A 24387-nucleotide genomic window follows, 5' to 3' on the forward strand; every position below is an offset into this window, starting at 1 on the left:
GCGGCACGGTCGGGCGGGGTGCCCGGGCGGGAACGGAGAGTGTGATGGTGACTGGACAGACGGCACCGGCCCCCGTGGCGGGCGGGCCCGCCGAGGTGACGGCCCGCTGGCGGGCGGCCGCCGCCGCCACCGGCCCGGCCGACCGGGCCGAGGTCGAGCGGGCGGTACGGGCCGCCTACCGGGCCGCGGGCCTGGCCGAGCCCGCCGCCGTGCGGTGGTTCGGCTCGCCGCTGGCGGCCGCCGAGGCGGCGCTGGAGCTGCGCGCGGCGAGCGCGGTGACGGTGCGCGAGGCGGTGCGGACCCTGCCCTGGGAGGCGGTGCGCCGACAGGCCGTCGAGCGGACCGGCGCGCTCGGCTGGGCGCCGCTGTGGGCGCTGACCGGCGGCGAACTCGGCCCGGTGACCAATGTGCTCGCCGACCGGATCCGCGGCGCCGTCCTCGACCGGCTCGCGCCCGAGCCGGACACCGAGAACGACGAGGACGACGTGATCGAGGCCGCCCGCGAGCGCCGGACCGCCGCCCGGATCGCGCTGCTCGACGCCGTCCGCGGCCAGCACGACGCCCCCTGGTTCGCCGCCCTGGAGGCGGCCGGGGTGCTCGGCCCGTCGCCGGACGCGCCGGGCGGCCCCGCGGGCGAGGCCGTCGCCGCGCTGGCGGACGTCGCGCGCGGGGCCGGCTGGTGGTGGCCGTATGCGGACGTGGCGCTGGTCAGCGAGCGCCCGGTGGCGCTGCACCGCGACGAGGCGGGCCGGCTTGACCGCGCCGACGGCCCGGCCCTGGCGTACTCCGACGGCTTCGCCCTGCACGCCTGGCGGGGCATGCCCGTGCCCGCCGAGTTCCTCGCCGGGCTGGGTACCGTCACCGTCGAGCGGATCCGCACCGAGGAGAACGCCGAGCTGCGCCGCGTCCTGCTGGAGCACTACGGCTACGAGCGGTACCTGGCCGACTCCGGCGCCGTCCCGGTGCACCAGGACGAGACCGGTGTGCTCTGGCGGATCGACCTGCCCGACGACGAGGCGGTGGTCATGGTCGAGGTGGTCAACTCGACGGCCGAGCCCGACGGCACCTTCCGCACCTACTGGCTGCGGGTGCCGCCCAGCACGCTCACCGCCCGCGCCGGGGTGGCCTGGACGTTCGGCATAACCGAGGCGGAGTATCACCCGCAGCGCGAGACCTGAGCGGGTGGTGCTCCGCCGGGCAGCCGGCCGGGACGGCGGCTCGGCCCGGGGCGGCGGGGCCCGGTCAGCGGAAGGCGGCGGCGTTCCGGCGGGCCCAGGCCGCGAAGGGCGTGGCCGGGCAGCCCAGCAGCCGTTCGACATCGGGGCTGACCCGCCGTTCGGCGGCGGTCGGTTCGCCCAGGATGTCGAGGGTGCCGTCCGCGACGCCCTCCGGCATGACCGCCAGCAGGTGGCCGCGGGCCGCCTCCCGGCTGAGCTCGGTGAACGCCACCGGTTCGCCGAGCGCGTCCCCGAGCGCGGCGGCCTGCTCGCGCGGCGACACCGGCGCCGGGCCGGTCAGCACGTACGTCCGGCCGGCGTGCGCGGAGGCCTCCGGCGAGCCGGCGGCGCCGCCGCGCAGGACGGCCGCGGCCACCTCGGCGAGGTCCTGCGGGTCCACGGTCGGAAGGGCGACGTCGCCGAACGGCGCGGCCACCGTGCGGTGCGCCCGTACGGGCTCGGCCCAGGCGAAGGCGTTCGAGTGGAAGCCGCTGGGCCGCAGGATCGTCCAGTCGAGCCCGGACCGGCGGACGGCCTCCTCGAACGCGCGCAGCCCGGCGTGCGAGGCGGCCCGCGGCCGGGTGCCGGTCGCCTGGGAGGAGAGCAGGACCACCCGGCGCACCCCGCCGGCCGCGGCGGCGTCGAGCAGCGCGTCCGGCGCGGCGCCGGCGCCGTCCAGCAGCAGTTCACCGGAGAGGAGGAGGAACAGCGCGTCGGCCCCGTCCAGCGCGGGGGCGAGGCTGCCGGCCTCGGCGAGGTCGGCCCGGTGATGTCGTACGCCCTCCGGGAGCATGCCGTCCCCGGGACGGCGGGACACCGCCGTCACCCGCTCGCCCAGCGCCGCCAGCGCACCGACCAGCGGCCGTCCGATGGTGCCCGTCGCACCCGTCACCACGATCACGATGTCTTCCTCGTTCCTTGACAACAGCATCAGAGAGAACGGCCGGACGGCCGCTCGGAGAAGGGGAGTTGGCGCTGCCCGGGAGGCTGTCCCCGGGCTCGCGGAACGACGCTAACAGGGTGCGTACAGTAGGTACCTAGAGGAAAGTGACCCGGTGTCGAGGGGGCGGAACGGGTGAGCGGCACGCAGTGGCCGACCGGTGGAGCGGCGGGCGAACCGGCGGACGGGGGGCCGCCGGACCCGGCGCTGGCGTGCCCGATCGGCCCGGTCGTCGACCTGGTCTTCAGCCGCTGGACCACCCCGATCCTCTGGACGCTCAACGAGTACGGCCGCCAGCGGTACGTCGAACTGCAGCGCAGGGTCGCCGTCATCACGCCCAAGGTGCTGACCCAGCGGCTGCGGCAGCTGGAGCGCGACGGCCTGGTCCGGCGCACCTACCACGCGGAGGTGCCGCCGCGGGTCGAATACGAGATCACCGATCTCGGGCGCAGCCTCGCCCCGCTGTTCGCCGGCCTGGCGGAGTGGTCCGCCACGAACCTGGACCGCGTCGAACGGGCCCGCCGGGCGTACGACGGCGTGACCGCCCCCTGACCCTCACCCCACGGTCGATTCGGACGCACTGCTCGTCGCCCGGCAGCCGGTCACCGAGGGCACCGCGGGTGAGGCCGAGCAGGACCTGATCGACGAGTTCAAGGAACTCCACGGAGGCGCTCTGCCCTTCGCCGACCTTCGGAACAACGCCCGAAGGGCTCCGGAGACGACCACGGAGGGCGAGGACGGCGCGGGCAGGGCCGCCGGGGCCGTCGGGAAACCGGGTCGACGCGGTGACCCGGGGGCGGCACCCTGCCGGCATGGAGTTCTTCACCTACCACCGGGACCGGCCCCACTCGCCGGCACTGCGCGCGGAGCTGCTGGAGGAGCACCGGTCCTACATGGACGGCTTCGCCGCGGAGATGATCGCCCGCGGCCCGACCCTGTCCGAGAGCGACGGCACCCCCACCGGCAGCGTCCACATCCTCGACCTGCCGGACCCCGCCGCCGCCCGCGCCTTCGCCTTCGACGAGCCGTGCTACCAGGCGGGCGTCTACCGGGACGTCCTGCTGCGGCGGTGGCGCAACCTCCTGGGGCGCACCATGGCGGAGTTCCCCGGCGGCCGCACCGGCGGCAACCGCTACCTGGTGCTCGGTCTCGGCGCCGGTGCGGCCGCCGACCTCACCCCGCCGCCGCCCGGACGCGACGAGCTGATCGCCTACGGTCCGCTCCTCTCCGACGACGGCAGCGCCTGGCTGGGCACCGCCGCCCTCCTGCGCGCTCCCGACCCGGACACCGCCCGTGCCGTCCTGACCGAGCACCACTACGCCGCGGTCGAGGTCCACCGCTGGCAGTTCGGCGGCCGGGCCTGACGGGGACCGACGCGGCCGGGGGAGCCCGGGCACGCGGCACCGCCCGCGCCTGGGACGGGCGCGGGCGGTGCGGGTTCGGTGGGGCGGTGGGGTCAGTGGACGTCGATGCCGTCGAAGGAGCCGATGATGGCGTCGCCGCCGACGTTGGTGATCTCGCCCCCGGCGAGCTGGTTGCCGGTGCCGATGACGGTGATGGTCGTGGTGTTGACCGTCACCTCGTCGGCGAAGGCCTGGGTGGGCAGGGAAACGGCGCCGACGGCGGCAATGAGGACGGCGAGCGTACGGACGGTGCGGTACATGGTGCATATCCCTTCGTGAACCAACGGTGCTTCGAACCCTAGATACCGGTGCGGCGTCAGGGATAGGAATATCACCCGAACGGATTGATGTGCGTGTCGGGCTGGCTGGCTTCATCGTTAAACACCTCGGGCATTTCGGCCTGGCGAATAAATGATCATCAGGCTTGTTTGCGAAGTCGGAAAACCGGATTGCGTGCCCAGGGGCGCGCTGTCACAGTGCTCCTACGGTCGGGCTCCGACCGGACCGGGGGACGGGAGGGCTGGGACGGTGTCACGATCGCCCGCCGAACTGGCGGCGGCCTACGACCGGCCGCCCTACCGCACACCACCGCCGCCGCCACGGGAGCGGCACGAGGTGGTCCTGGACGTGCTGCTGCCCTGGCGGCTGGCCGGACGGGTCTACGGCCCGTACCGGATGATGCGGCTGACCGCCTCCGGGGTCACCGCCGTCGTGGGCGCCGAATTCCTCGGCCCCGTCGCCCAGCCGATCGCGACCAGGATCGCCGCGGAGGCGCTAGACCCGCTCGTCGAACGCCTGTTGACGCTGCGGGCCCTCCTCGGCCTCGGCATCGTCCTGTACCTCGTCCGCGCGGTGACCGGTACCTGGACGTCCGGCGACCTGCTCACCGAACTGCTCGGCGTGGACAGCGTCGTCATGCTGCTCACCGGTCCGATCGCGTTGGTGCTGGGCTGCGTGCCGTTGGTCCTGCTGGCCTATCCGGGCACCCGGCGGCGGGTGGGGCGACTGATAGCGCGGCCGTTGCTGGTGGGGGTGTTCACCGCCGTCGTGTTCGTCGTCATGATGCGGTCGGCCTTCCTGCCCCTGGCCGGGCTGCTCCTGCTCTGGCTGGCGCCGTTCAACCTGTGCGTGCTCTACCTCGTGCACCGCAACTCCTTCGCCGTGCGGGCCCATCCGCTGGTGAGGCCCCTGGTCGCGGTGCCGCTGGTCTGGTTGACCGCCCTCGGGCACGTCCTGTTCGTCGATACGAAGGGGGCGTCCACCCACGGCCCGGCGCTGGTCGCCCTGCTGGCGGGCCCGGTCGGGGTCACCGTGACCGCGGTGATCGAGATCGTGCTGCTGCGGCGCCGGCACCGGGTGGGATTCCGCGGCCCCCTCGGGGAGCCTCCGGGCGCCGCCGGGTCCCGGGCGTGACCGTCGAAGGGGGCCGTCAGCCGGCGCGGCCGGGGCCGGCGGCACGGGCGAGCAGGACCGGCTGGAAGAAGCCGGTCGCGGCGGGCGGTCGCCACTCCACCGCGGTGAATCAGCACCCGGTGCAGGTCGGCGAACGCGGCGCGCCCGGGGGCGCTCAGACCGCCGCGGGCCGGTAGACGGTCAGCGCCCGGGGGGCCTTGGCCAGCCGGAGCGCGCCGGCGGCGGGCAGGGACTCGCCGTCGACGGCGAGCCGGTCGGCGTCGCCCAGGGCGTCCAGGTCGAGGGCCCGGAGCCGGGCGGCGTGGTAGACCCGGGAGCGGGCGAGCGTACCGGACAGGAACGCGGCGGCGAGCCGGGTCCGGGCCAACGGCTGTCCGCCGTCGACCACCCGGACGTCCAGCAGGCCGTCGGCGAGCCCGGTCCGGTGGGTCGGGGCGAAGCCCGGCGGGTCGTAGGCGCCGTTGCCCGCGAACAGCAGCCAGAGCCGGCGTTCGCGCCCGCCCGCCCGGACGCTGACCGGCTCGGCGGTGGTCAGCACCCGCGCGGTGGCCACCGCGAGGGCCGGCCACTTGCCCAGCCGATCCTCGAACTCCTCGCGCAGCCGGACCAGTTCGGGGTAGACGCCCAGGCTGAACGTGTTGAGGAAGTGCCGGCGCTCGGTGTCGTCGACGGCCAGGCCGAGGTCCACCCCGCACGCCTGGCCGGCGGTCACGGCGGCCGCCGTCGCCTCGATGCCGTGGATGCCGAGGTCCAGCGCGAAGTGGTTGAGCGTGCCGCCGGGGAAGACCGCGAGCGGCAGGTTGCGCTCCACGGCCAGCCCGGCCGCCAGGTTGACGCTGCCGTCGCCGCCGCAGACCCCGAGCGCCCCGCCCGCCGCCGCGGCCCGGTCGGCGGCCTCGGCGAGCAGGGCGGACAGGTCGTCCTCGGGCCCGCAGAGCCCGACGTCGGCCCGGGGCAGCAGGGCGCGCAGCGCGGCGACGGTCTCCTCGGGGCCGCCGGCGGACAACGAGCCGCTGCCGGAACCGGAGTTGACCACCACCCACAGGCCCGCCCCCTCGGGGAGCGCCGGGGCCGGACGGCGCGGCGGCCCGGCGGCCGGCCGCAGATGGGAGGCGCGGGGCCACCACCGGAGCGTGAGCACCGCGAGCGCGGAGCCCAGGGCGAACCCCGCCAGCACGTCGCCCGGATGGTGCGCACCGGTGTACACCCGGGAGGCGCCGACGGCCAGGGCGACCGGTGCGACCAGGGCGGCCGCCACCGGGGACTCGATCGCGACCGCCGTGGCGAACGCGGCGGCCGAGGCGGAGTGGCCGGAAGGAAAGGAGGTGGTGACCGGTTGGCGGAGCAGCCGCCGGGCCGCCGGAACAGGGGCCAGCGGGGGGCGCGGGCGACGGGTCAGCTGCTTGGCCGCGATGTTGGCGGCGGTGGAGGCGAGCAGCAGCGAACTCGCCCCGCGCAGCGCCGCCCGCCGTCCGGCCCGACCGCCGGCGGTGCCGAGCACGGCGGCCGTGCCGAACCAGAGCATCCCGTGGTCCGCGGCCCGGCTCAGCCGGCGCAGCCAGGGACCGGCCAGCGACCCCGTCCCGAACGGACGGTGGGCCGCGGCGACCCGGTGGAACAGAGCCCGGTCGATGACGTCCAGTCGCCTCATTCGTTCGAGCCTAGACCCGGTCGGCCATCCGTGCGCGGTGAGCGGCCGCGCGCGGCCCGGGGCGGTACCCGGACCCTGCTGAGTACGGGTACTCAGGCGTGGCCCGCCGGTCCTGCGCAGACTGGTCGGCAGGACCCGCACCACTGCCACCGAGGACCCACACCACCGCCATGCTGAGCCGCGCCTCCGCCCTCCTGCTGCCCGCCTTCGGCCGCCTGCACGTCACCTCCGACACCGCCGGTGCCCGCCGCCCCGCACCGGGCAGCATCGTGGCGGCCAACCACACCTCGCTCGCCGACCCCGCCGTCGTCCTCGCCGCCCTGCACCGGCTCGGCGCGCGGCCGGTCGTCCTGGCCACGGCCGGGCTCTGGCGGGTCCCGCTGCTCGGGCCGGCGCTGCGCCGGGAGGGCCACATCGCCGTCCACCGGGGCACCGCGCGGGCGGCGGAGTCGCTCGACGCGGCGGCCGAGGCCCTGGCGGCCGGGCGGGTCGTGCTGATCTACGGCGAGGGCGGGCTGCCGCGCCGCCGCGACTCCGGCGAGCTGCCGCCCGGCCCGTTCCGCAGCGGCCTGGCCCGTCTGGCGCAGGCCACCGGCGCGCCGGTCGTCCCGCTCGGCCAGGCCGGATCCCGCCGACTGACCTCCGGCGGCCCGCTCAAACAGCTCGCCGGCGTGGCCACCGCCCCGGTCCGCCGCCCCGCCCTGCACGTCCACCTCGGCGCCCCGCTGCACCTGCCGGCCGACACCGCGGAAGCCACCGCCGAGGCCCACCGTGCCGTCACCGCGGCCTGGACGGTCGCCGCCCGCCGGGCGGGGAGGGAGCCCCGGCCGGCCTGAACCGGGTCGTCGGCCGTCCCCCGGTGCGGGCTCGCTGTCGGGCGGGCGTCATGCGCTTCGTCCTGGCTCGCGCTGAAGGGCCGGCGGCTCAGTGCTCCGGTCCGGTCGGCATCGCCACGGCCCGCTGTCCGCGCATGCGGGGCCAGGCCGAAGCCGTCCTCTCCGCACGGGTGAATGAGCGGGTGCATCCGGGCGATGACCGCTCTCCCCGGTCATACGGCGGGGAACGCCTGTCCTCCGAACAGATCACGAGGAGGTCGGAATGATCGGAACGCGACGTTTGCGAACCACCGCGCTGTTGGCCAGTGTGTTCCTTGCCGCAGTGCTTCCCGTCGCGGTCCCGCCCGCCTGGGCCGACGGGACCGAGAGGTCGACGACCCGCAGCGTTTCCCAGGAGCCGGGCCACCCGATCATCCTCTACCCCGGGAGGGAGGGGACGGCGGCGGCGTACTGCCCGCAGGGAACGACCCCCACGGGGGGAGGCGCGATGGTCGAGAGCGACCCCCTGGCCCCGGTCTTCTTCAGGCAGTCGGCTCCCGACCCGGCGCGGAACAGGTGGGTGGTGCAGGCCTACAACGGCAGCGACCAGGTGCAGACGGTGCACCCCCGGGTGATCTGCACGACGGACAGCACCATCACGTACGACGTCGGACCGGACGGCTCCATTCAGCCGGGGGACTTCAACTCGGCACCCGGGGCCGGCTGCAGCAACTCCCAGTACGTGGTGGGCGGTGGGGTCCAGGCCGGCCCCAGAACGTTCGTCATGTGGTCGGACTGGGCGAACATCAGGGCATGGTCGGTGGGGGCGAAGTACACGGACTACGACCCGGACGCCCCTCTGTCGTACGTCCGGGGGTTTGCCGTCTGCTCCGACGCACAGCCCGCCCTTGAGCTGGGCAGGACCACGGTGGAGGCCGGAGCGGTGGGAACGGCCCATGCGGAGTGCCCCGCCGGGCAGGTGCCGACCGGCGGCGGCGGATCCATCGGCCTCGACGCCTTGTTGAACGGATCGGGCCCGACGGCGACCGGCTGGACGGTCCAGGGGACGAACGGGTCGGACGGACCTCGCACCCTCGCGGCCTCGGTGTTCTGCACGACACCCTGACCGGCGGGCACAACCGGCGCGGGGAAGGAGGCCGTCGGGGGACGCCGGGCCGGTGCCAGGTGGGAGGACGGCGTCCGGTCCGGTGTCGGTGGGGTGGTCTACGGTCGCGGCATGGACGACGAACACGACGTTACGACAGGGCTGTTCACGGCGATCGGCCGCACGGTGGTGCTGGTCGAGGACGCCGAGGCGGCGCTCGCCTTCTACCGGGACGGCCTCGGCTTCACCGTCCTCTTCGACGGGGACCTCGACGGGTACCGGCTGCTGCACGTGGGGCCGGCGGGCGGGGCGGGGGCGGGGCTGTGGCTGATGCCGGCCGAGTCCGCGGACGCCCGGGCGGTGGTGGGGCGCCAGACGGGCGGCATGCCGCTGCTGGTGCTCCACACGGACGACCTCGACCGGGTGGCGGCCCGGCTGGCGCGGCTGGGCGTGCCCACCCGGCCCGGCGTGCCGGACGGCGGGCCGGGCCGCTCGCTGCACTTCCGGGACCTCTACGGCAACGAACTGATCGCCGCCCAGCTGTAGGCGCCGCCGAGGCGGACGGGGCAGGACGGGCGGTGTGGAGCGTACGTTCGAGTGGTTGGTGGGCGAGGCCGCCCAGGCCCCGGTCGACGGATGGGACGTCTCCTGGCTGGACGGCCGGGCCACCGAGGAGCGCCCGTCCTGGGGCTACCAGCGGCTGCTGGGGGAGCGGCCGGCGCTCGCCTCGGCGGCGCTGGACGTGCAGACCGGCGGCGGGGAGGGTGCTCGCGGGGGTGGCGGACCGCTTCCCGCGGACGGTGGCCGCCACCGAGGGGTGGCCGCCGAACGTCGCCAGGGCGACCGCGGTGCTCCACCCGCTCGGTGCTGGACGCCCTGATCCGGGCGGAGAGGCCGTTCGCGGCCCACTCCGCCCGGTTCCTCATCGAGGCCCCGCAAGCCCTGACGCCGCCCGGAGACCCTCACGCGACTCGGGGAGGGGACGTCAGCCGGCGGCGACCAGGTCGAGGTAGTCCTCGCTCCACAGGTCCTCGTCCCCGCCGGGCAGCAGCAGGACCCGGTCCGGCCGCAGCGCCTCGATCGCCCCCGGGTCGTGGGTGACCAGCACGATCGCGCCCGGGTAGCCGCCCACCGCCGCCAGCACCTCGGTCCGCGAGGCCGGGTCGAGGTTGTTGGTCGGCTCGTCGAGCAGCAGCACGTTGGCACCCGAGTGGACCAGACCGGCCAGGGCCAGCCTGGTCTTCTCGCCGCCGGACAGCACCCCGGCGGGCTTGTCGGCGTCGTCGCCGCGGAACAGGAACGCGCCGAGCACGTGCCGCACGTCACCGTCGCCGAGCCCCGGCGCGGCCGCGGCGAGGTTCTCCCGGACGGTGCGGTCCGGGTCCAGGGTGTCGTGCTCCTGGGCGAAGTAGCCGAGCCGCAGTCCCGGCCCGGGGACGACGCGCCCGCCGTCCGCGGCCTCCCGGCCGGCCAGGATCCGCAGCAGCGTGGTCTTGCCCGCCCCGTTGGGGCCCAGCACGACGAGCCGGCTGCCGCGGTCGACGGCGAGGTCGAGCCCGTCGAGCACGGCGCGCCCGCCGTAGGACTTGGCGAGGCCGATCGCGCCGAGCGGCATCCGGCCGCAGGGCGCCGGCTCCGGCAGCCGGATGCGGGCGGTGCGCTCGGCCTGGCGGACGGGTTCGAGCGCGGCGATCATCCGGTCGGCCCGGCGGGCCATCGACCGGGCGGAGACGGCGGTCGCCACGTTGGCCCGCATCCGGTCGGCCTGGGCGTGCAGGGCGGCGGCCTTGCGCTCGGCGTTGGCCCGCTCGCGGGTGCGGCGGCGCTCGTCGGCCGCGCGCTGCGCCAGGTAGGCGTCCCAGCCGGTGTTGTGGACGTCGACCGTGGCGCGTTGCGGGTCCAGGTGGAAGACCCGGTTGACGGTGCCGGCGAGCAGCGGCACGTCGTGGCTGATCAGCACCAGTCCGCCCGGGTAGCCCGCCAGGTAGCCGCGCAGCCAGTGGACGGCGTCCGCGTCGAGGTGGTTGGTGGGCTCGTCGAGCAGCAGGGTGCCATGGTCGGCGAAGAGGATCCGGGCCAGCTCGACCCGGCGCCGCTGGCCGCCGGAGAGCGCACCGAGCGGGCTGTCGAGCACCCGCTCGGGCAGGCCGAGGCCGGCCGCGACCCGGGCGGCCTCGGCCTCCGCCGGGTAGCCGCCGCGGGCCTGGAACTCGGCCTCGGCCCGGGTGTAGGAGGCCAGGGCACGGCGCTGGGCGCGCTCGTCACCGGCGGCGGCCACGGTGCTCTCGGCGATGGCGTTCTCGGCCGCGCGCAGGTCCCGGACGGCGGTGTCCAGGCCGCGCGCGGACAGGATCCGCCCGGTGACGGTCACGCTCGGGTCGGCGGCGCGGGAGTCCTGCGCGAGGTAGCCGACCGGGCCGGTGCGGGTGACGGTGCCGGCCGCGGGGCGCAGCCGCCCGGCGAGGGTGGCGAGCAGGGTGGTCTTGCCGGCGCCGTTGCGGCCCACGAGGCCGATGCGGTCGCCGGGGGCGATGTGGAGGGTGACGTCGGACAGCAGCAGGCAGGCGGCGACGCGCACGTCGACACCACGGGTGGTGATCAAGAGGATGACGCTCCGTAACAGCGAACGGGCACACGGGTGGCGTGGAGGCGGGTCCGTCAGCTAGGAGATACGGGGCGTCGACATGGCGCCGAGGTTAACCCGCGATGCCCGGCGGGCGCACACGAATTTCCCCCGGGACGGAATTCCGGGAAGCCCTTGCCTGGGCATGTCCGCGACATGTTCGATGGCCCCATGGGGCGTAGCGAGCTCGTTCTGATGACCGATCACAGCTCGACCGAAGGCAGCCGGGAGGCGCTGGCCGCCGCCGTCCTGCGGCTCACCGGGCGGGCGCCGGTGCTGCTCGACGCGCGGCACTTCATGAGCGGCGGTCCGGCCGGTCCGGCGGGCGGAGGCCGGGTGCGGGGTGCCGGTGGCGGGATCACCCTGGAGGTCCCCGCCGAGGGCCTCGCGGTGCCCGCCCGCGCGGTGCTCCTGTACGAGATACCGCCGCACCGGCGCGAGGAGCTCGCCGACTGCCAGCGGGCCCTGCGCGAGCACGGCGTCCGCTCCCTCGGCACCGACGTCGACGGCTGGCGCGCGGCCAGCGACAAGCGGCTCACCGTGGAGGCCCTGACCCGCCACGGCGTCCGCCAGATGCCCACCGTCACGCTCTCCCGGCCCACCGCCGCCGAGGCCGCCGAGGTGTTCGAGCGGCTCGGCGGCGACGTCTGGGCCCGCCCGGCCGTCGGCATGGGCGGGCAGGACGTCTTCCACGTCACCACCCGCGAACAGCTCGCCGAGGCGGCCGAGTGTTACGCGAGGGCCGGCGCCGACTGGCTGCTCGCCCGGGACGCCCGCAACTTCACCGCGGACGGTCGCCGCCACCAGTACCGGGTGACCGTGCTCGACGGGCGGGCGCTGCGCGCCGTCGAGCACGTGCAGGACGACCCGGACGAGCCGTGCAACCTCGCCCGCGGCGCCGTCTCCACCCCGCTGTCGTCGGCGGAGCTGCCCGCCGGGCTGGCGGAGCTGGCGGTGGCGGCCACCGGGGCCGTCGGGCTGCCGTTCGCCGCCGTCGACCTCGCGGCGGAGAGCGGAGGCGTGGTCTTCGAGGTCAACGTCCACCCGGCGTTCGGCTCGCCCGGCGCGCTGGAGGCGGTCGCCGTGCCGTACGTGGCGGCCCACCTGGATCCCGCCGACCGATCCCCCTTCCGATCCGCGAACATGACGTAGCGTCACGAGAACGCGCGCCGGGCGCACGTCACCGGCGCGCGCCTCCGGGTGGCACGCCGCCGGACCCCCGGTCGAAGGAACCCTCCGGTGGGTACTAGACTCGTGGAGGTTGTGAAGGCACCTCGTTCGGTGAGGCGTCGCCATGGACACAGGCCACTGACCCCACGACGTCGAGAGACGCCCAGGGTCAGGACAGGTCTCCCCGGCCTAAGGGGTGACCCCAAGTGGCTGCACCCCGGAATCCCGGGGCGCTACGCCGTGGCGTGCCAAAGCTCTGACGAGATTCAGGGGTGCCCACCCGTCGTCGGTGCGCCCGTGCGTGCCCGCTCGGCGGTGTGGAGCCTCCTGGCGGCCCGGTTACGGCGACCCCGCGCGGGCGCCCCGACGGCGAGGAGGTGAGAGCAGTGGAGTGCAGTAGTAGTCCGGGTCGAAGTCGGCCCCGCCCCAGGATGTCGCCACCCACTCTTCCTGGCACCCGGCACCCCTCCTCCCGTACCGCTCCCGACCCCCGCCGCCGCACCGCCCGCCGCTGACCCGGCGCGGCCCCGCGCGGCCCGGGCGCCGTGCGCGGTGGAGGACGGCCGGGCGCCTCCCGCCCGCCCCGCACCCCGCGACCTGCCCTGTTCCCGGGTGCGGCGGCCACCGAACCGCGGAGGTACCCCGTCATGTCCGACTGGCGAGTGCGCGCTGTGCGTGCCAGCAAGCGTCCCTTCACCCGTCCCGTTCCCCCGGCCGGTACCGCCGTCCAGCCGGCCCCCGAGCACTCGATGGACCCGCGCCCGGACCAGCCGGTCGAGCCGGTGAGCCTGGAGCGCTCCGTCGTCGACGCGGCCGTCTACCGCGACGGCCACCGCGTGCAGTCGGCCGCCAACCTGGCCGACGTCTACCGCGAACTGCCGGGCAAGCCCGGCACCATGGCCTGGATCGGGCTCTACCGCCCCGCCGAGGCCCAGCTGCTGGAGGCCGCCGAGCGGTTCAACCTGCACGAGCTGGCGGTCGAGGACGCCATCGTCGCCCACCAGCGCCCCAAGCTGGAGCGCTACGGCGACACCCTGTTCGTGGTGCTGCGCGCCGCCCGCTACCTGGACGACGTGGAGGAGGTCGACTTCGGCGAGATCCACCTCTTCGTCGGCCCCGACTTCGTCCTCACCGTCCGCCACTCCCAGGCCCCCGACCTCTCCGCCGTCCGCCGCCGCCTGGAGGCCGACCCGGAGCTGCTGGCGCTCGGTCCCGAGGCCGTGCTCTACGCCGTCCTCGACGCCGTCGTCGACGGCTACGCCCCGGTCATCGCGGGCCTCCAGCACGACATCGACGAGATCGAGACCGAGGTGTTCGGCGGTGACCCGCAGGTGTCCCGGCGCATCTACGAACTCTCCCGCGAGGTCATCGAGTTCCAGCGCGCCACCCGGCCGCTGCTGGAGATCATGCGGAGCCTGGAGGCCGGCTTCGGCAAGTACGGCACCGACGAGGAGCTCCAGCGCTACCTGCGCGACGTCGCCGACCACGCCACCTACGCCGCCGAGCGGGTCGACGGCTTCCGGCAGATGCTGCAGAACATCCTCACCGTCAACGCCACCCTGGTCTCGCAGCGGCAGAACGAGGAGATGAAGCAGCTCGCCGAGGCCGGCCACGCCCAGAACGACGAGATCAAGAAGATCTCCTCCTGGGCGGCCATCCTCTTCGCCCCGACCCTGATCGGCACCGTCTACGGCATGAACTTCGACACCATGCCGGAACTGCACTGGGCCTTCGGCTACCCCTTCGCGATCGCCCTGATGGCCCTGGTCTGCACCAGCCTCTACCTGATCTTCAAGCGCCGCGACTGGCTGTAGAGGCGAATGAGTGCCGCCGGTCGTCGGCCTTCGGACACCCCGCGACGACCGGCGGTGGCGGAAGGTATCGCCCGGGTGTAGCCGCAGCGGTAGTTTGGAGCCTCACGTCGTCTCGCGGAGGGGGTCAACAAACTGTGAGCTTGCCCGACGTTGTTGGAGAGGTCGCGACCGGCTCGGCTGTGGCCCTGGTCAGTGGGGCCGTCACAGGGGGTCTGGCCTGGGCCGGGATGAAGGTCCGCGAGCTCGTACACCGGGGCACCCCTGCCGAGCGGGAAGCCTTGATCGCTGTTTTCAGCGACCGGGAGATCGGCTCGGAGGAGCTTGTGACGCGCCTGACCTCTCTGATCCGAGCACACCTCGACTCCCACCCGGAGGCGATCCCGGAGTTCATGGCCCTGACCGCTACGGGAACTACGGTGTTCAACCAGCACAACACCGGCAGCGGCCTGTTCATCGGCGGTGACAACCACGGCAGCCTGACGATCAACCACGGCGGCTCTGACTGACCGGCCGTCCGCCCGAGGTCGGGCGGACGTCGCCGGTTCGACGGCGATCTGTTCTGGTCGGGCTGATGGCCCCGAAACGGTTGAGGACGGCCGCGACACGGGCTGCCGGGCTGTTGGCCGGCCCGGTTCAACGGTTCACGAGATAGAGGATGAAGGCTGCGCCGACTCCGAGGCCCCAGAAGAAAGCGACGACTCGCGCCCTGTGGTCCGGAAGGATCTTCGGCGGAGGCGGAGTGATCGTAGCCTCGATCCGTGCGGTCACGCCGGTAAGCACGTTTCCCACCTCCTCGATCCTGCCGAGAGACCTGTCCGCGGCCTGCAGTCTCTCCGTGTCCCTGACCAGTTGGTCGAGGGAACCAAGACCTTTCTCAAGGCGCGTGACCAGGTCGGTGAGGCCAACGGAAGCGCGTCCCGAGCCGACCGTGAGCTCGATGCGGCCGGCAATCCTGTCGAGCTCGTTGATGTCGAGCCGCGAGGCAGCGGTCATCAGGGTGTGTGCAGTCCCGGACAGCTGCTCAGCCACGTCCTGGTTGATGCTGTGGCTCGCGTTGACGAGCATCCCGGCGACATCTTCGTTGATGCGTTTGGCGGCTTGCCAGAGCGTGTGGGCGACGTCCTCATTGATATGGCGCGATGCCATTGCGAGCAGAAGCGCAGTGTCGGGAGAGATCACCCCGTCGTCCAGAGCCTCTCTGAGGAGCTCGGCCAGGGCCGGAGAGTCCTTGGAGATCTTCCCGAGCAGAGCCTTGGTCTTCCCGTCGACCGCCTCGATGCGGATCTCGCCGTGGTTGTCACCGCCGACAAAGGCGCCGGCGCCGTAGTTGTGCTGCTCGGTGATGTGCGGCCGTGGCTCCGAACCGGTGTCCTTCACTGCTCCTCCTGCCCGTTGACGTGCATGGAAGGTGTGGCGGTTGTCGTTCGATGGGGGAGCGACCTTCGCATGGGACCCGAACGTTGCCGGTACCGGAGGTCTCGGCGGCGTCGTTTCTCGATGGTTGACCGGAAAGCGTTTCTCATACGGCGGATTCGCTGCGAGGTCATCGCGTGTGAAGGGTGTCTTGGGACGCCCATGGGCTGCAGATCGAACGGTCGGGCAGTGGAGCCGACGTTCGGCGCCGGCGCGATGCTCGCCGGTGTCGGTATCGGTGGCGCACTCGAACTGAGATCGATCTTCTATGGCAGATAGTTGATATGACGAACAATCAGAATATGGGGCGCCCCTGTCCAGGGGACGGCCCGTGTCAAGGCCCGTGGCGGCGCGGTCGCGGGTGGTTCGGACCTTCACGAGGATGAGACGGCGGCGCGGGGCGCCCGCCCGGAGGCGGAGGGCGGATCCGCCTGTCGGCGCATGGGCCGGTGGTCGGTGTGCCTGCTAATTTCCCGGACCATGGGATCACGTGGAGCACGTGGGGTGGCGGCGCAGCAGGCGATGGAGGGGCTCCGGGAACTCGCCGGGGCGGGGCTGACGGCCGAGAAGGTGTTCCGCAGAGCCGACGAACTGCTGCGCACGCTCCTGGAGTACGACGCGGTCTGCTGGCACTCGGCGGACCCGGCGACCGGGCTGGTGACCTCGGTGCTGAGCGACGACCTCAGCCTGACGGAGTTCGAGACCGCCGTGCACCTGGAGGTGTGGGCGGACGACGTGGCGACCTTTCCCGCGATCCGCCGCAGCGGCGTCCGCGCGGAGACGCTCAGCCGGGTGACCGGGGGCCGGCCGGCGGACAGCGTGCGGTTCCGCGAGATGATCGCCCCGGCCGGGTTCGGCGACGAACTGCGGGCGGTGTTCGACGCGCACGGGGGGATGTGGGGCTGCGCGGCGTTCATGCGGGCGGCCGACCGGGGGCCGTTCCTGGCCCAGCAGCGGGAGCTCGCGGACCTGGCCGCGCGCCATCTGGGCAACGCGTTGCGCGCCTGCCACGTGCCGCCGGTCGGCGCGGACGGCCGCCGGGAGACGGAGCCGGGCGGCGGTCCGGAGGACGAGGGCCCGGCCGTGGTGGTGCTCGGTCCGGCGAACCGGCCGCTCGCGCTCTCCGGTCCGGCGGAGGAGCTGCTCGACCGGCTGGCCGACCCCAGCCGGACCTCGCTCGGCGTGCCGACGGCGTTCGCGGTGGCCGCGGAGCAGGCCCGCCGGGCGGCGCGCGGCCTGGCCGTGCCGCAGTCGAAGATCCGGGTGCAGGACAGCGAGGGCCGCTGGTACGTGCTGCACGGCTCGCCCCTGAAGGGCGGCAGCGAGGGCGAGGTGACGGTGGTCGCGGCCCCGGCCACGCCCGCCGACGCGATGCCGCTCTACCTCTCCGCGTACGGGCTGACGGCGCGTGAGCAGGAGGTGGCGCTGCTGCTGGTGCGCGGGTGCGACACCCGGGACGTGTCGCGGCTGCTGGCGATGAAGCCGTACACCGTGCAGGACCACCTGAAGTCGGTGTTCGCCAAGGCCGGGGTGGCCAGCCGCCGGGAGCTGGTCGCGCGGATCATGCTCGGCGGTGGGACGGCGTAGGAGCGGAGGGGCCGCGGGTGTACGTTCTGACGGGTCGGCGGGAACCACCGTTCGTTAGCTGACTACGGGGGGTCCCGCGGCGGGGCCCGCCGGGCCGTCCGGAGGGGGCCAGGGATGAGCATCGAGGAGAGCGCGGGTTCGGCGGGCAGCGGTGAGGCCGGTGCGGGCACGGGTCCGGCGGACGGTCCGGGAGCGCCGGGCGGTGCGGCGGGCGGCGCCACGGGTCCGGTCGGCCTCGCGGCGCCGGAGGCTCCCGGGGCGGGCGGCGAGGGCGCGGCCGACGGTGGTGGGGAGGCCGAGGGCGGCAGTGAGGAGGGCGGGGGCCGGAAGACGGCGAAGGTGAAGAAGAAACGGCCGCTCTGGCAGGAGCTGCCGATCCTCGTCGTCATCGCCCTGCTGCTCTCACTGGGCATCAAGACCTTCTTCGTCCAGGCGTTCTCCATCCCCTCCGGGTCGATGCAGCACACGCTGGAGAAGAACGACCGGGTCCTGGTCGACAAGTTCACCCCGTGGTTCGGCGCCGAGCCGGAGCGCGGTGAGGTGGTCGTGTTCAAGGACCCGGGCGGCTGGCTGGACGAGGTGCCGAGGGAGAAGGGCAACGCCCTCGTCGAGGGTCTCCGCACGGTGCTCGGCACCGTGGGCCTGCTGCCGTCCGACAACGAGAAGGACCTGATCAAGCGGGTGATCGCGGTCGGCGGCGACACCGTCGAGTGCCGGCAGGGCAGCCCGGTCAAGGTCAACGGGGTGGCCCTGGACGAGCCGTACCTGTTCCCGGGGGCGACGCCGTGCGACGACGCGCCGGTGGGTGAGGTGACCGTCCCCAAGGACCACCTGTGGGTGATGGGCGACCACCGCAACGACTCGCGCGACTCGCGCTTCCACGTCAACGAGCCGGGCGGCGGCTTCGTCCCGGTGAAGAACGTGATCGGCCGGGCGTTCGTGATCGCCTGGCCGCTGTCGCGCTGGGACACCCTGCCGGTGCCGGACACCTTCGGGCAGAAGGGCCTCGCGTCCGGCGGAGGGCTCCAGAGCGGCGACCGTCCGGTCGACCCCGCCGGTCCGGCCGCGCCGGAAGCCGCCGCGGTGGCGGCGGCCGTGCCGTTCGCGCTCTGGCAGCGGCGCCGGACCAGGCGGGCCGAGGGTTCCGAGCGGACCGAGCAGGCCTAGCTGTACTGACCACGGAGGGCAGGCGGTGGGGAGCCGGCACCGGCTCCGCCCCGGGGCCGTGGTTCGAGGCCACCGGGGCGGGATTGGACCTGTTCCGCTCCCGCCGCCCCGGTCCAGCATGAGCGGCATGAGCGACTACCACCGCACGCTGCGGCCCGAGAGCCGGATCGTCCACCCGCCCGTCGAGGAGGTGGCCGGCAGCCGCCCGCTGGGCACGCCGCTGCACCAGGGCCACGTCTTCGCCTTCCCCGACAGCGACACGCTCGCGGACGCCTTCGGCAGCCCGGACAAGGCGTTCCTCTACAGCCGGCACGGCAACCCGACGGTCCGCTCGCTGGAGCGCGCGGTGGCCGACCTGGAGGGCGGCACCGGTGCGCTGGCCGCCTCCTCCGGCATGGGCGCGATCACCACCGTGCTGCTCGCGCTGCTGCGCTCCGGCGACCACGTGATCGCCCAGCAGCGCCTGTACGGCGGCACCTTCGCGACGCTCGCCGACCTGGCGGCGCGCTGGGGCGTCTCGGTCACCCACGTGAGCGGCGACGACCCGGACGAGGTGCGCGCCGCCCTGCGGCCGACCACCCGCCTGCTGCACCTGGAGACCGTCTCCAACCCCACCGCCCGCGTCACGGACCTGCCGGCGCTGATCGGCGCGGCCCGCGAGGCCGGTGTCCTGAGCGTGGTGGACAACACCTTCGCCACGCCGCTGCTCTGCCGCCCGATCGAGCACGGCGCCGACATCGTGATCCACTCCGCCACCAAGTACCTCGGCGGCCACTCCGACGTGCTGGCCGGGCTCGCCGTCTTCGCCGACCCGGAACTCCACCACCGGGTCTGGCACCACGGGCTGGAGCAGGGCGCGGCGCTCGACCCGTTCGCCGCCTGGCTGACCCTGCGGGGGATGCAGACCCTGGGTCTGCGGATGCGGCGGCACAGCGAGTCCGCGCTCGACCTGGCCGGCCGGCTCGCCGCCCACCCGGCGGTCACGGCCGTCCACCACCCGGGGCTGCCCGGCCACCCGGACCACGAGCGGGCCCGCCGGCTGCTCCCGGACGGCCAGGGCGGGGTGTTCGCCTTCGACCTGGCCGGCGGACGGGAGGCCGCCCGGACCTTCGTGGGCGCGGTCCGCCTCGCCTCGCTCGCCCCCTCGCTCGGCGGCGTGCACACCCTGGTGATCCACCCGGCCAGCACCTCCCACCGCCAGCTGTCCGACACCGAGCTCACCGCGGCCGGCATCGGCCCGGGAACGGTACGGGTCTCGGTCGGCATCGAGCACCCCGAGGACCTCTGGGCCGATCTGGAGCAGGCCCTGGCCGCGCTCTGAGCGGGTCGGAGAGCTTTCCGGCGTCGTGGGACGCTCCGCGGACAGCGGACAGCGGACAGCGGACAGCGGACAGCGGACAGCGGACAGCGGCCACGGTGCGGCGCACGGAGTCGGAGCCGCCTCCGACCGGGCTCGGGCTCCGGGGCCGCACCGCCCGCGCCGCGCCCCGCGCCCCGCGGGCAGGGACGCGCGTGATCGGGGCGACCGGCCCTACGCCCGCGCCCGCGTCCGGGGCCGGGCCGCCAGGACGGCGATGTCGTCCTCGGCCGGGCTCCCGGGCCCCGGGCCGAGGCCGCGCAGCGCCGCGTCCAGCAGCTCGTCCAGCGGCCCGGCGGCCGGCAGCCGCAGGGCGGCGAGGCGGGCCAGCGAGGCGTCGATGTCCTCGCCGCGCCGCTCCACCAGGCCGTCCGTGTACAGCAGCAGGGTCTCGCCCGGCAGCAGGTCGCGGCCGGTCTGCTCGTAGCCGCCGAACCCGGTGCCGAGCGGCGGCCCGGTGGGGATCCGCAGCAGCTCGGTGGGCCGGCCGGGCGCGATGAGGGCCGGCGGGAGGTGGCCCGCGCTGGAGAACGTCCACCGGCCCCGGCCCGGGTCGGCGAGGGCGAGCAGACAGGTGGCCGGACGGGCGGACTCGTTGGCGGCGATGACGGCGTCCAGCTGGCGCAGGATCCGGTGCGGCGGCAGGTCCGTCCCGGCGACGTCGCGCAGGGTGGCGCGGTAGTTGCTCATGTCGACGGCCGCCTCGACGCCGTGGCCCATCACGTCGCCCATGACCAGCAGCGTCCGCCCGAACGGCAGCCGGACGGTCTCGTACCAGTCGCCGCCGACCACCGAGCTGGTGCCGGAGGGCCGGTAGCGGGAGGCGAGTTCGAGGTTCTGGTGGGGGTGGCCCGGCTCGCTGAGCAGCGCCCGCTGGAGGTCGAGCGCGATGCCCTGGGAACGGCTGTAACGGCGCGCGTTGTCGATGCCGGTGGCGGCCCGTGCGGCGAGGTCGCCGACCAGCACGGCGTCGTCCGGCCCGAAGCCGGGGGAGCCGGCGGTGCGGGCCAGCGTCAGCAGTCCGATCAGCCGGCCGCGCGCGGTGAGCGGCACCACCAGCAGCGAGGTCACCCCGGCGGCCCGGTACGCGGCGGCCGAGGCCTGGTCGGGCGCCGCCGCGGCCAGCTCCTCGGCGGTGCGCGGCGCGATCAGCACGGCGACCCCGGAGGCCAGGGCGCGGGCGGCCACCGAACCCTCCCGGTGGCGCACCGACTCGCCGGGGCGGGGCAGCCGGTCCACGGCCGTCCGCAGTCCGTCCGCGCAGCCGAGCCCGGCCCGGTGGAAGCGCCGCCCCGGTGTCCGGCCGGTGCGGGCTTCGGCGTCCGGCGGCAGGACGTCGACGGTGGCCAGCCCGGCCAGCCGGGGAACGGCGAACGCGGCCAGCTCGGCGCAGGTGGTGTCGACGTCCAGGGTGGTGCCGATCCGCTCGGCGGCGGCCTCCAGGAGGGCCAGCCGGGTCCGGGCCCGGGCCAGCTCGCGCCGCAGCTCCTGGACCGGGTCGGGGTCGTCCAGCACCACGACCACCACACCGGTGACGCGGCCCTCGGCGGTCAGCGGCCGGTAGCGCACCCGCAGACCGGACGGCACCGGCGCGCCCGGAGCGTCCGGCGCGCCGGTGGTGCACTCGCGGTCCCGCCCGTCGGCCAGGACCCGGCGCAGCGTGCCGATGGCGCCCGCGAACGCCGTGGCCTGTGCCGGCCGGCCCAGCAGGTCGGCCCGGCGCAGGCCGGTGGCCGCGGTGAACGCCGGGTTCAGGTACAGCCAGCGCAGCTTCGCGTCGAGCAGCGCCACTCCGGCCGGCAGGGCGCCGACCAGCTCACCCGGAAGGTTCGGGCGATCACCGTCCGTGGTGGTTCCGGCGCTCCCGGCGAGTGCCGCGGCCGCCGCCGTGAGCGCCGTGTCGTCCGCGCCCGCCGGGGTGCCGCCCTTGCCGCGTCTGCCGCGCCAGAACCGCATGGGTCCATGATCACGCCCCGGGGCGCGCCACGCCCACGGGGTGGTCCATGCTTGACCACCCGGCGGACTTCCGGTAGTGCGACCGCGCGACCGGGTGATCAAGCCCCGGAGGGGCGCTTGAGCTTGGCCCAGACGGCCTCCAGCGCGGCGATGTCGGCGTCGTCGAGGCGGTCGTCGAAGGCCTCGGCGAGCGCCGCGCGGCGGGTCGCGTCGGCGGCGGCGAACAGCTGCCGGCCCTCCGGGGTCAGCGCGATCCGCACCGAGCGGGCATCGGTGGGGGAGGGGGCGCGCTCGACCAGGCCGCGCGCCTGGAGGGCGTCGGCGACCCGGGAGACCTGGCTGCGGCTGAGCAGCGTCTTGGCGCCCAGGTCGGAGGCGGCCACCGGCTGCTCCTGGGCGCGCAGCCAGAGCATCACCTCGAACCAGGAGAGCGGCAGGTCGTGGGCCCGGACGAGGGCCTGGTCGACCCGGGTGCTCAGGGTGGTGCCGGCCCAGACCAGGCCGTAGAAGGCGTGGTCGCGGGCGGTGAGGTCTCCCAGGGTGAGGTCGGTGCGCTGCGCCATGCCGATCAGCCTACCTTTGTGCGTGTGCGCGCACACATATTGCTAGGGTGTGTGTGCACGCACACAAATGCCAGCCCGAAGGAGGCCTCATGGCCGTCGACCGGACCGTCCTCATCACCGGCACCTCCAGCGGCATCGGCCTCGCCGCAGCGGTGGCCGCCGCCCGCGCGGGCTTCCGCGTCGTCGCCACCATGCGCGACCCCCGGCGCTCCGGCGCCCTGCTCAGGACCGCCGAGGCGGCGGGCGTCGCCGACCGGACCGAGGTCGCCCGGCTCGACGTCACCGACGCCGCCTCCGTCGCCGAGTGCCTGGCGGTCGTGCTCGACCGGCACGGCCGGCTGGACGCCGTGGTCAACAACGCGGGCGCCGGGCGGGTCGGCACCGTCGAGCGGGACGGGCTCGCCCCCGTCCGCGAGGTCATGGAGGTCAACTTCTTCGGCGTGGTCGAGGTGACCCGGGCCGCCCTGCCGCACCTGCGGGCCACCGGCGGCCGGGTGGTCACCGTGACCAGCGTCGGCGGTGTGGTCGGTCAGCCCTTCAACGAGGCCTACTGCGCCGCCAAGTTCGCCGTCGAGGGGTTCATGGAGTCGCTCGCCCCGGTCGCCGCCACCGTCGGCGTCGCCGTCTCGGTCGTCGAACCCGGCGCGGTGGCCAGCGAGTTCGTCGCCAGCCAGGGCATCGACCTGCCCGCCCTGCTGGCCGCCGCCGGCCCGTACGCGCCGGCCCTGGACGCGTACGCGGCCCGCACCCGGGCCGCCTTCGACCAGGCGCAGACCCCGGAGGAGGCCGCCGAGACCGTGGTCGCCGCGCTCACCGCCGACCGGCCGCCGTTCCGGCTGCAGACCTCCGACCGGGCCCGGGCCTTCGTCGCCGCCAAGCTCGCCGACCTCGACGGCTCCGCCGTCCAGCACCTCACGGCCGGCTGGGTGGCCTGAACCCGCGCCGGCCGGGTCGTGTCGTGCCGGCCGGCACGGCCCGGGCGGGTCGCGGTGGGCGGCTCGGGTGGGAGATGTGAAGCAGGTGTCGTCATGTTCACCTAATGATCATTGACGCGCCGTCACCGCCGCTGGAACGATTCCTGGCTATGACTACGCGCGTAAACCCTCTCTCGCGTCGGCTGATCGCCCCATTACGGTGGGCGGCGCTGCTGTCGCTGTTCGTGTCGGTCGGAGTGTTCTTCATCGGTGCCGAAGCCGCCCGGGCGGCGCCCGCCTGCGGAGTGCTCTCCACCGGCGCGGCGCCGCAGGCGAACGACGCCGTCCGCTCCGCCTGCGGGCTGATCGGCACCCCCTACTCCTGGGGCGGCGGCCACGGCAGCAGGCCCGGCCCGACCTACGGGCTCTGCGACCCCGCCAACGGCGCGCCGAACGACTGCAACGTCCGCGGCCTGGACTGCTCCGGCATGGTCCGCTACGCCTACTCCCTGGCGGTCGGCGAGGACGTCATCAACGGCACCACCCGCACCCAGTGGCCGACCTCCAGAGCCGTCGCCCGGTACTACCGGGCGGACGGGACCGCGCCGCTGCTCCCCGGCGACCTGGTGTACTTCGGCAACACCGCCGCCACCATCCACCACGTCGCGATGTACCTCGGGCAGGGCTGGATCGTCGAGGCCCCCTACTCCGGCGGCTACGTCCAGGTCGCGCCGCTCTCCTCGCACGGCGACTACTACGGCGCCATCCGGCTCTACGGGGCCGGCGGCTCCTCCACCACGCCACCGACCACGCCGACCACGCCGCCGTCGGGCTCCGGCAAGTTCTGGGTGGACACCTTCGCCAACGCGCCGGTGTTCGGTTCTCCGACCTCGACGGTGAGCACGGGGACGCTGTACCAGGGGACGAACTACGTGTACTGCAAGGCGTGGGGCCGTGAGGTGTCCAGCGGCGGCAGTGTCAACCACTGGTGGCTGAAGACGGACCCGGACGTCGGCTCCAGCGGTCAGTGGGTGTCGGCGTTCTACCTGTCGCGGTGGGGCAACGACACCGCCAAGGACAACAACGGCACCACCGTCCCCGACTGCCCGGGCGGCGGAGGCGGCGCGCCCGCCACCGGCAAGTTCTGGGTGGACACCTTCGCCAACGCGCCGGTGTTCGGTTCCCCGACCTCGACGGTGAGCACGGGGACGCTGTACCAGGGGACGAACTACGTGTACTGCAAGGCGTGGGGCCGTGAGGTGTCCAGCGGCGGCAGTGT

22 protein-coding genes, 1 pseudogene and 1 riboswitch are annotated in these 24387 nt (G+C 74.7%); of the genes and pseudogenes, 16 read left to right on the top strand and 7 right to left on the bottom strand.

The genetic code is table 11. The features are described from left to right. The first annotated feature begins 44 nt into the window (after positions 1 to 44). Positions 45 to 1178, top strand: coding sequence for a DUF6745 domain-containing protein (locus ACFC0B_RS05310; protein ID WP_376082516.1), 1134 nt, complete (start codon positions 45 to 47; stop codon positions 1176 to 1178). Between the two features lie 64 nt (positions 1179 to 1242). On the opposite strand, the gene ACFC0B_RS05315 is transcribed toward ACFC0B_RS05310, so the two are convergent. Then, a complete protein-coding gene (locus ACFC0B_RS05315; RefSeq protein WP_376082518.1) occupies positions 1243 to 2118 on the bottom strand; it encodes an SDR family oxidoreductase in 876 nt (291 codons plus the stop codon). A gap of 246 nt (positions 2119 to 2364) precedes the next feature. On the opposite strand from ACFC0B_RS05315, the gene ACFC0B_RS05320 reads away from it, so the two are divergent. Continuing rightward, a complete protein-coding gene (locus ACFC0B_RS05320; RefSeq protein WP_376083584.1) occupies positions 2365 to 2709 on the top strand; it encodes a winged helix-turn-helix transcriptional regulator in 345 nt (114 codons plus the stop codon). 260 nt (positions 2710 to 2969) lie between these two features. Further along, positions 2970 to 3521 carry a YciI family protein gene (locus ACFC0B_RS05325; RefSeq protein ID WP_376082521.1) on the top strand — a complete coding sequence of 184 codons (552 nt, stop codon included), beginning with the start codon at positions 2970 to 2972 and terminating at the stop codon, positions 3519 to 3521. Positions 3522 to 3613: 92 nt separating this feature from the next. Here the strand turns inward: ACFC0B_RS05325 and ACFC0B_RS05330 are convergent, their stop codons facing one another. Further along, on the bottom strand, positions 3614 to 3820 hold the full coding sequence (locus tag ACFC0B_RS05330; protein WP_376082524.1) for a hypothetical protein: 207 nt from the start codon (positions 3818 to 3820) through the stop codon (positions 3614 to 3616). A 268-nt stretch (positions 3821 to 4088) separates the two neighbouring features. Between ACFC0B_RS05330 and ACFC0B_RS05335 the strand changes: the two genes are divergently transcribed. Continuing rightward, positions 4089 to 4973 (top strand): hypothetical protein, encoded by an 885-nt coding sequence (locus ACFC0B_RS05335; RefSeq protein ID WP_376082526.1) that lies wholly within the window; start codon positions 4089 to 4091, stop codon positions 4971 to 4973. A 154-nt stretch (positions 4974 to 5127) separates the two neighbouring features. On the opposite strand, the gene ACFC0B_RS05340 is transcribed toward ACFC0B_RS05335, so the two are convergent. Further along, positions 5128 to 6624 (bottom strand): bifunctional phosphatase PAP2/diacylglycerol kinase family protein, encoded by a 1497-nt coding sequence (locus ACFC0B_RS05340; RefSeq protein ID WP_376082528.1) that lies wholly within the window; start codon positions 6622 to 6624, stop codon positions 5128 to 5130. Positions 6625 to 6794: 170 nt separating this feature from the next. On the opposite strand from ACFC0B_RS05340, the gene ACFC0B_RS05345 reads away from it, so the two are divergent. The 4 genes and pseudogenes from ACFC0B_RS05345 to ACFC0B_RS05360 form a co-directional block, all read left to right on the top strand. Continuing rightward, positions 6795 to 7460 (top strand): lysophospholipid acyltransferase family protein, encoded by a 666-nt coding sequence (locus tag ACFC0B_RS05345; protein ID WP_376082531.1) that lies wholly within the window; start codon positions 6795 to 6797, stop codon positions 7458 to 7460. Between the two features lie 280 nt (positions 7461 to 7740). Beyond that, entirely contained in the window at positions 7741 to 8565 is an 825-nt protein-coding gene (locus ACFC0B_RS05350; protein ID WP_376082533.1) for a hypothetical protein, read from the top strand. Between the two features lie 111 nt (positions 8566 to 8676). Then, on the top strand, positions 8677 to 9090 hold the full coding sequence (locus ACFC0B_RS05355; RefSeq protein ID WP_376082535.1) for a VOC family protein: 414 nt from the start codon (positions 8677 to 8679) through the stop codon (positions 9088 to 9090). Positions 9091 to 9124: 34 nt separating this feature from the next. Beyond that, positions 9125 to 9413: pseudogene (locus tag ACFC0B_RS05360) on the top strand (SAM-dependent methyltransferase); the annotation flags it as partial. 116 nt (positions 9414 to 9529) lie between these two features. Here ACFC0B_RS05360 and ACFC0B_RS05365 read toward each other — a convergent pair. Next, complete coding sequence (locus tag ACFC0B_RS05365; RefSeq protein WP_376082536.1) at positions 9530 to 11146, bottom strand: ABC-F family ATP-binding cassette domain-containing protein; 1617 nt, start codon at positions 11144 to 11146, stop codon at positions 9530 to 9532. A gap of 192 nt (positions 11147 to 11338) precedes the next feature. On the opposite strand from ACFC0B_RS05365, the gene ACFC0B_RS05370 reads away from it, so the two are divergent. The 3 genes from ACFC0B_RS05370 (at position 11339) to ACFC0B_RS05380 (ending at position 14657) form a co-directional block, all read left to right on the top strand. Next, the gene (locus ACFC0B_RS05370; protein ID WP_376082539.1) at positions 11339 to 12319 is read left to right on the top strand and encodes a RimK family alpha-L-glutamate ligase; all 981 of its coding nucleotides are present in this window, start codon (positions 11339 to 11341) and stop codon (positions 12317 to 12319) included. 114 nt (positions 12320 to 12433) lie between these two features. Continuing rightward, a riboswitch (M-box (ykoK) riboswitch) is annotated at positions 12434 to 12616 on the top strand. Positions 12617 to 12984: 368 nt separating this feature from the next. Then, positions 12985 to 14151 (top strand): magnesium and cobalt transport protein CorA, encoded by a 1167-nt coding sequence (locus tag ACFC0B_RS05375; protein WP_376082542.1) that lies wholly within the window; start codon positions 12985 to 12987, stop codon positions 14149 to 14151. A gap of 140 nt (positions 14152 to 14291) precedes the next feature. Then, entirely contained in the window at positions 14292 to 14657 is a 366-nt protein-coding gene (locus ACFC0B_RS05380; protein WP_376082546.1) for a hypothetical protein, read from the top strand. Between the two features lie 127 nt (positions 14658 to 14784). On the opposite strand, the gene ACFC0B_RS05385 is transcribed toward ACFC0B_RS05380, so the two are convergent. Further along, the gene (locus ACFC0B_RS05385; protein WP_376082548.1) at positions 14785 to 15528 is read right to left on the bottom strand and encodes a hypothetical protein; all 744 of its coding nucleotides are present in this window, start codon (positions 15526 to 15528) and stop codon (positions 14785 to 14787) included. A 540-nt stretch (positions 15529 to 16068) separates the two neighbouring features. Here ACFC0B_RS05385 and ACFC0B_RS05390 point away from each other — a divergent pair. From ACFC0B_RS05390 to ACFC0B_RS05400, 3 genes are all read left to right on the top strand, one after another. After that, entirely contained in the window at positions 16069 to 17151 is a 1083-nt protein-coding gene (locus ACFC0B_RS05390) for a helix-turn-helix transcriptional regulator (protein ID WP_376082552.1), read from the top strand. Positions 17152 to 17265: 114 nt separating this feature from the next. After that, on the top strand, positions 17266 to 18318 hold the full coding sequence (lepB, locus tag ACFC0B_RS05395) for a signal peptidase I (protein ID WP_376082555.1): 1053 nt from the start codon (positions 17266 to 17268) through the stop codon (positions 18316 to 18318). 127 nt (positions 18319 to 18445) lie between these two features. Next, entirely contained in the window at positions 18446 to 19639 is a 1194-nt protein-coding gene (locus ACFC0B_RS05400; protein ID WP_376082558.1) for a trans-sulfuration enzyme family protein, read from the top strand. 210 nt (positions 19640 to 19849) lie between these two features. On the opposite strand, the gene ACFC0B_RS05405 is transcribed toward ACFC0B_RS05400, so the two are convergent. Together ACFC0B_RS05405 and ACFC0B_RS05410 are read right to left on the bottom strand one after the other, a co-directional pair. Further along, entirely contained in the window at positions 19850 to 21631 is a 1782-nt protein-coding gene (locus ACFC0B_RS05405; protein ID WP_376082560.1) for a SpoIIE family protein phosphatase, read from the bottom strand. Positions 21632 to 21729: 98 nt separating this feature from the next. After that, on the bottom strand, positions 21730 to 22194 hold the full coding sequence (locus ACFC0B_RS05410; RefSeq protein ID WP_376082563.1) for a MarR family winged helix-turn-helix transcriptional regulator: 465 nt from the start codon (positions 22192 to 22194) through the stop codon (positions 21730 to 21732). Between the two features lie 89 nt (positions 22195 to 22283). Here ACFC0B_RS05410 and ACFC0B_RS05415 point away from each other — a divergent pair, with 89 nt between their 5' ends. Together ACFC0B_RS05415 and ACFC0B_RS05420 are read left to right on the top strand one after the other, a co-directional pair. After that, positions 22284 to 23129, top strand: coding sequence for an SDR family NAD(P)-dependent oxidoreductase (locus tag ACFC0B_RS05415; RefSeq protein ID WP_376082565.1), 846 nt, complete (start codon positions 22284 to 22286; stop codon positions 23127 to 23129). A gap of 224 nt (positions 23130 to 23353) precedes the next feature. Next, positions 23354 to 24387, top strand: a 1034-nt coding sequence (locus ACFC0B_RS05420) for a C40 family peptidase (RefSeq protein ID WP_376082568.1), incomplete at its 3' end; no start/stop codon positions are given.

The sequence above is a fragment of the Kitasatospora sp. NPDC056184 genome (assembly GCF_042268405.1).
Classification (GTDB): domain Bacteria; phylum Actinomycetota; class Actinomycetes; order Streptomycetales; family Streptomycetaceae; genus Kitasatospora.

Bases quoted from the DNA above. Each gene is read 5' to 3' on its own strand.
- ACFC0B_RS05375 (WP_376082542.1), top strand. From the start codon at position 12,985: ATGTCCGACTGGCGAGTGCGCGCTGTGCGTGCCAGCAAGCGTCCCTTC.
- ACFC0B_RS05410 (WP_376082563.1), bottom strand. From the start codon at position 22,194: ATGGCGCAGCGCACCGACCTCACCCTGGGAGACCTCACCGCCCGCGAC.
- ACFC0B_RS05340 (WP_376082528.1), bottom strand. From the start codon at position 6,624: ATGAGGCGACTGGACGTCATCGACCGGGCTCTGTTCCACCGGGTCGCC.
- ACFC0B_RS05355 (WP_376082535.1), top strand. From the start codon at position 8,677: ATGGACGACGAACACGACGTTACGACAGGGCTGTTCACGGCGATCGGC.
- ACFC0B_RS05400 (WP_376082558.1), top strand. From the start codon at position 18,446: ATGAGCGACTACCACCGCACGCTGCGGCCCGAGAGCCGGATCGTCCAC.
- ACFC0B_RS05310 (WP_376082516.1), top strand. From the start codon at position 45: ATGGTGACTGGACAGACGGCACCGGCCCCCGTGGCGGGCGGGCCCGCC.
- ACFC0B_RS05415 (WP_376082565.1), top strand. From the start codon at position 22,284: ATGGCCGTCGACCGGACCGTCCTCATCACCGGCACCTCCAGCGGCATC.
- ACFC0B_RS05345 (WP_376082531.1), top strand. From the start codon at position 6,795: ATGCTGAGCCGCGCCTCCGCCCTCCTGCTGCCCGCCTTCGGCCGCCTG.
- ACFC0B_RS05405 (WP_376082560.1), bottom strand. From the start codon at position 21,631: ATGCGGTTCTGGCGCGGCAGACGCGGCAAGGGCGGCACCCCGGCGGGC.
- ACFC0B_RS05370 (WP_376082539.1), top strand. From the start codon at position 11,339: ATGGGGCGTAGCGAGCTCGTTCTGATGACCGATCACAGCTCGACCGAA.
- ACFC0B_RS05330 (WP_376082524.1), bottom strand. From the start codon at position 3,820: ATGTACCGCACCGTCCGTACGCTCGCCGTCCTCATTGCCGCCGTCGGC.
- ACFC0B_RS05325 (WP_376082521.1), top strand. From the start codon at position 2,970: ATGGAGTTCTTCACCTACCACCGGGACCGGCCCCACTCGCCGGCACTG.
- lepB (WP_376082555.1), top strand. From the start codon at position 17,266: ATGAGCATCGAGGAGAGCGCGGGTTCGGCGGGCAGCGGTGAGGCCGGT.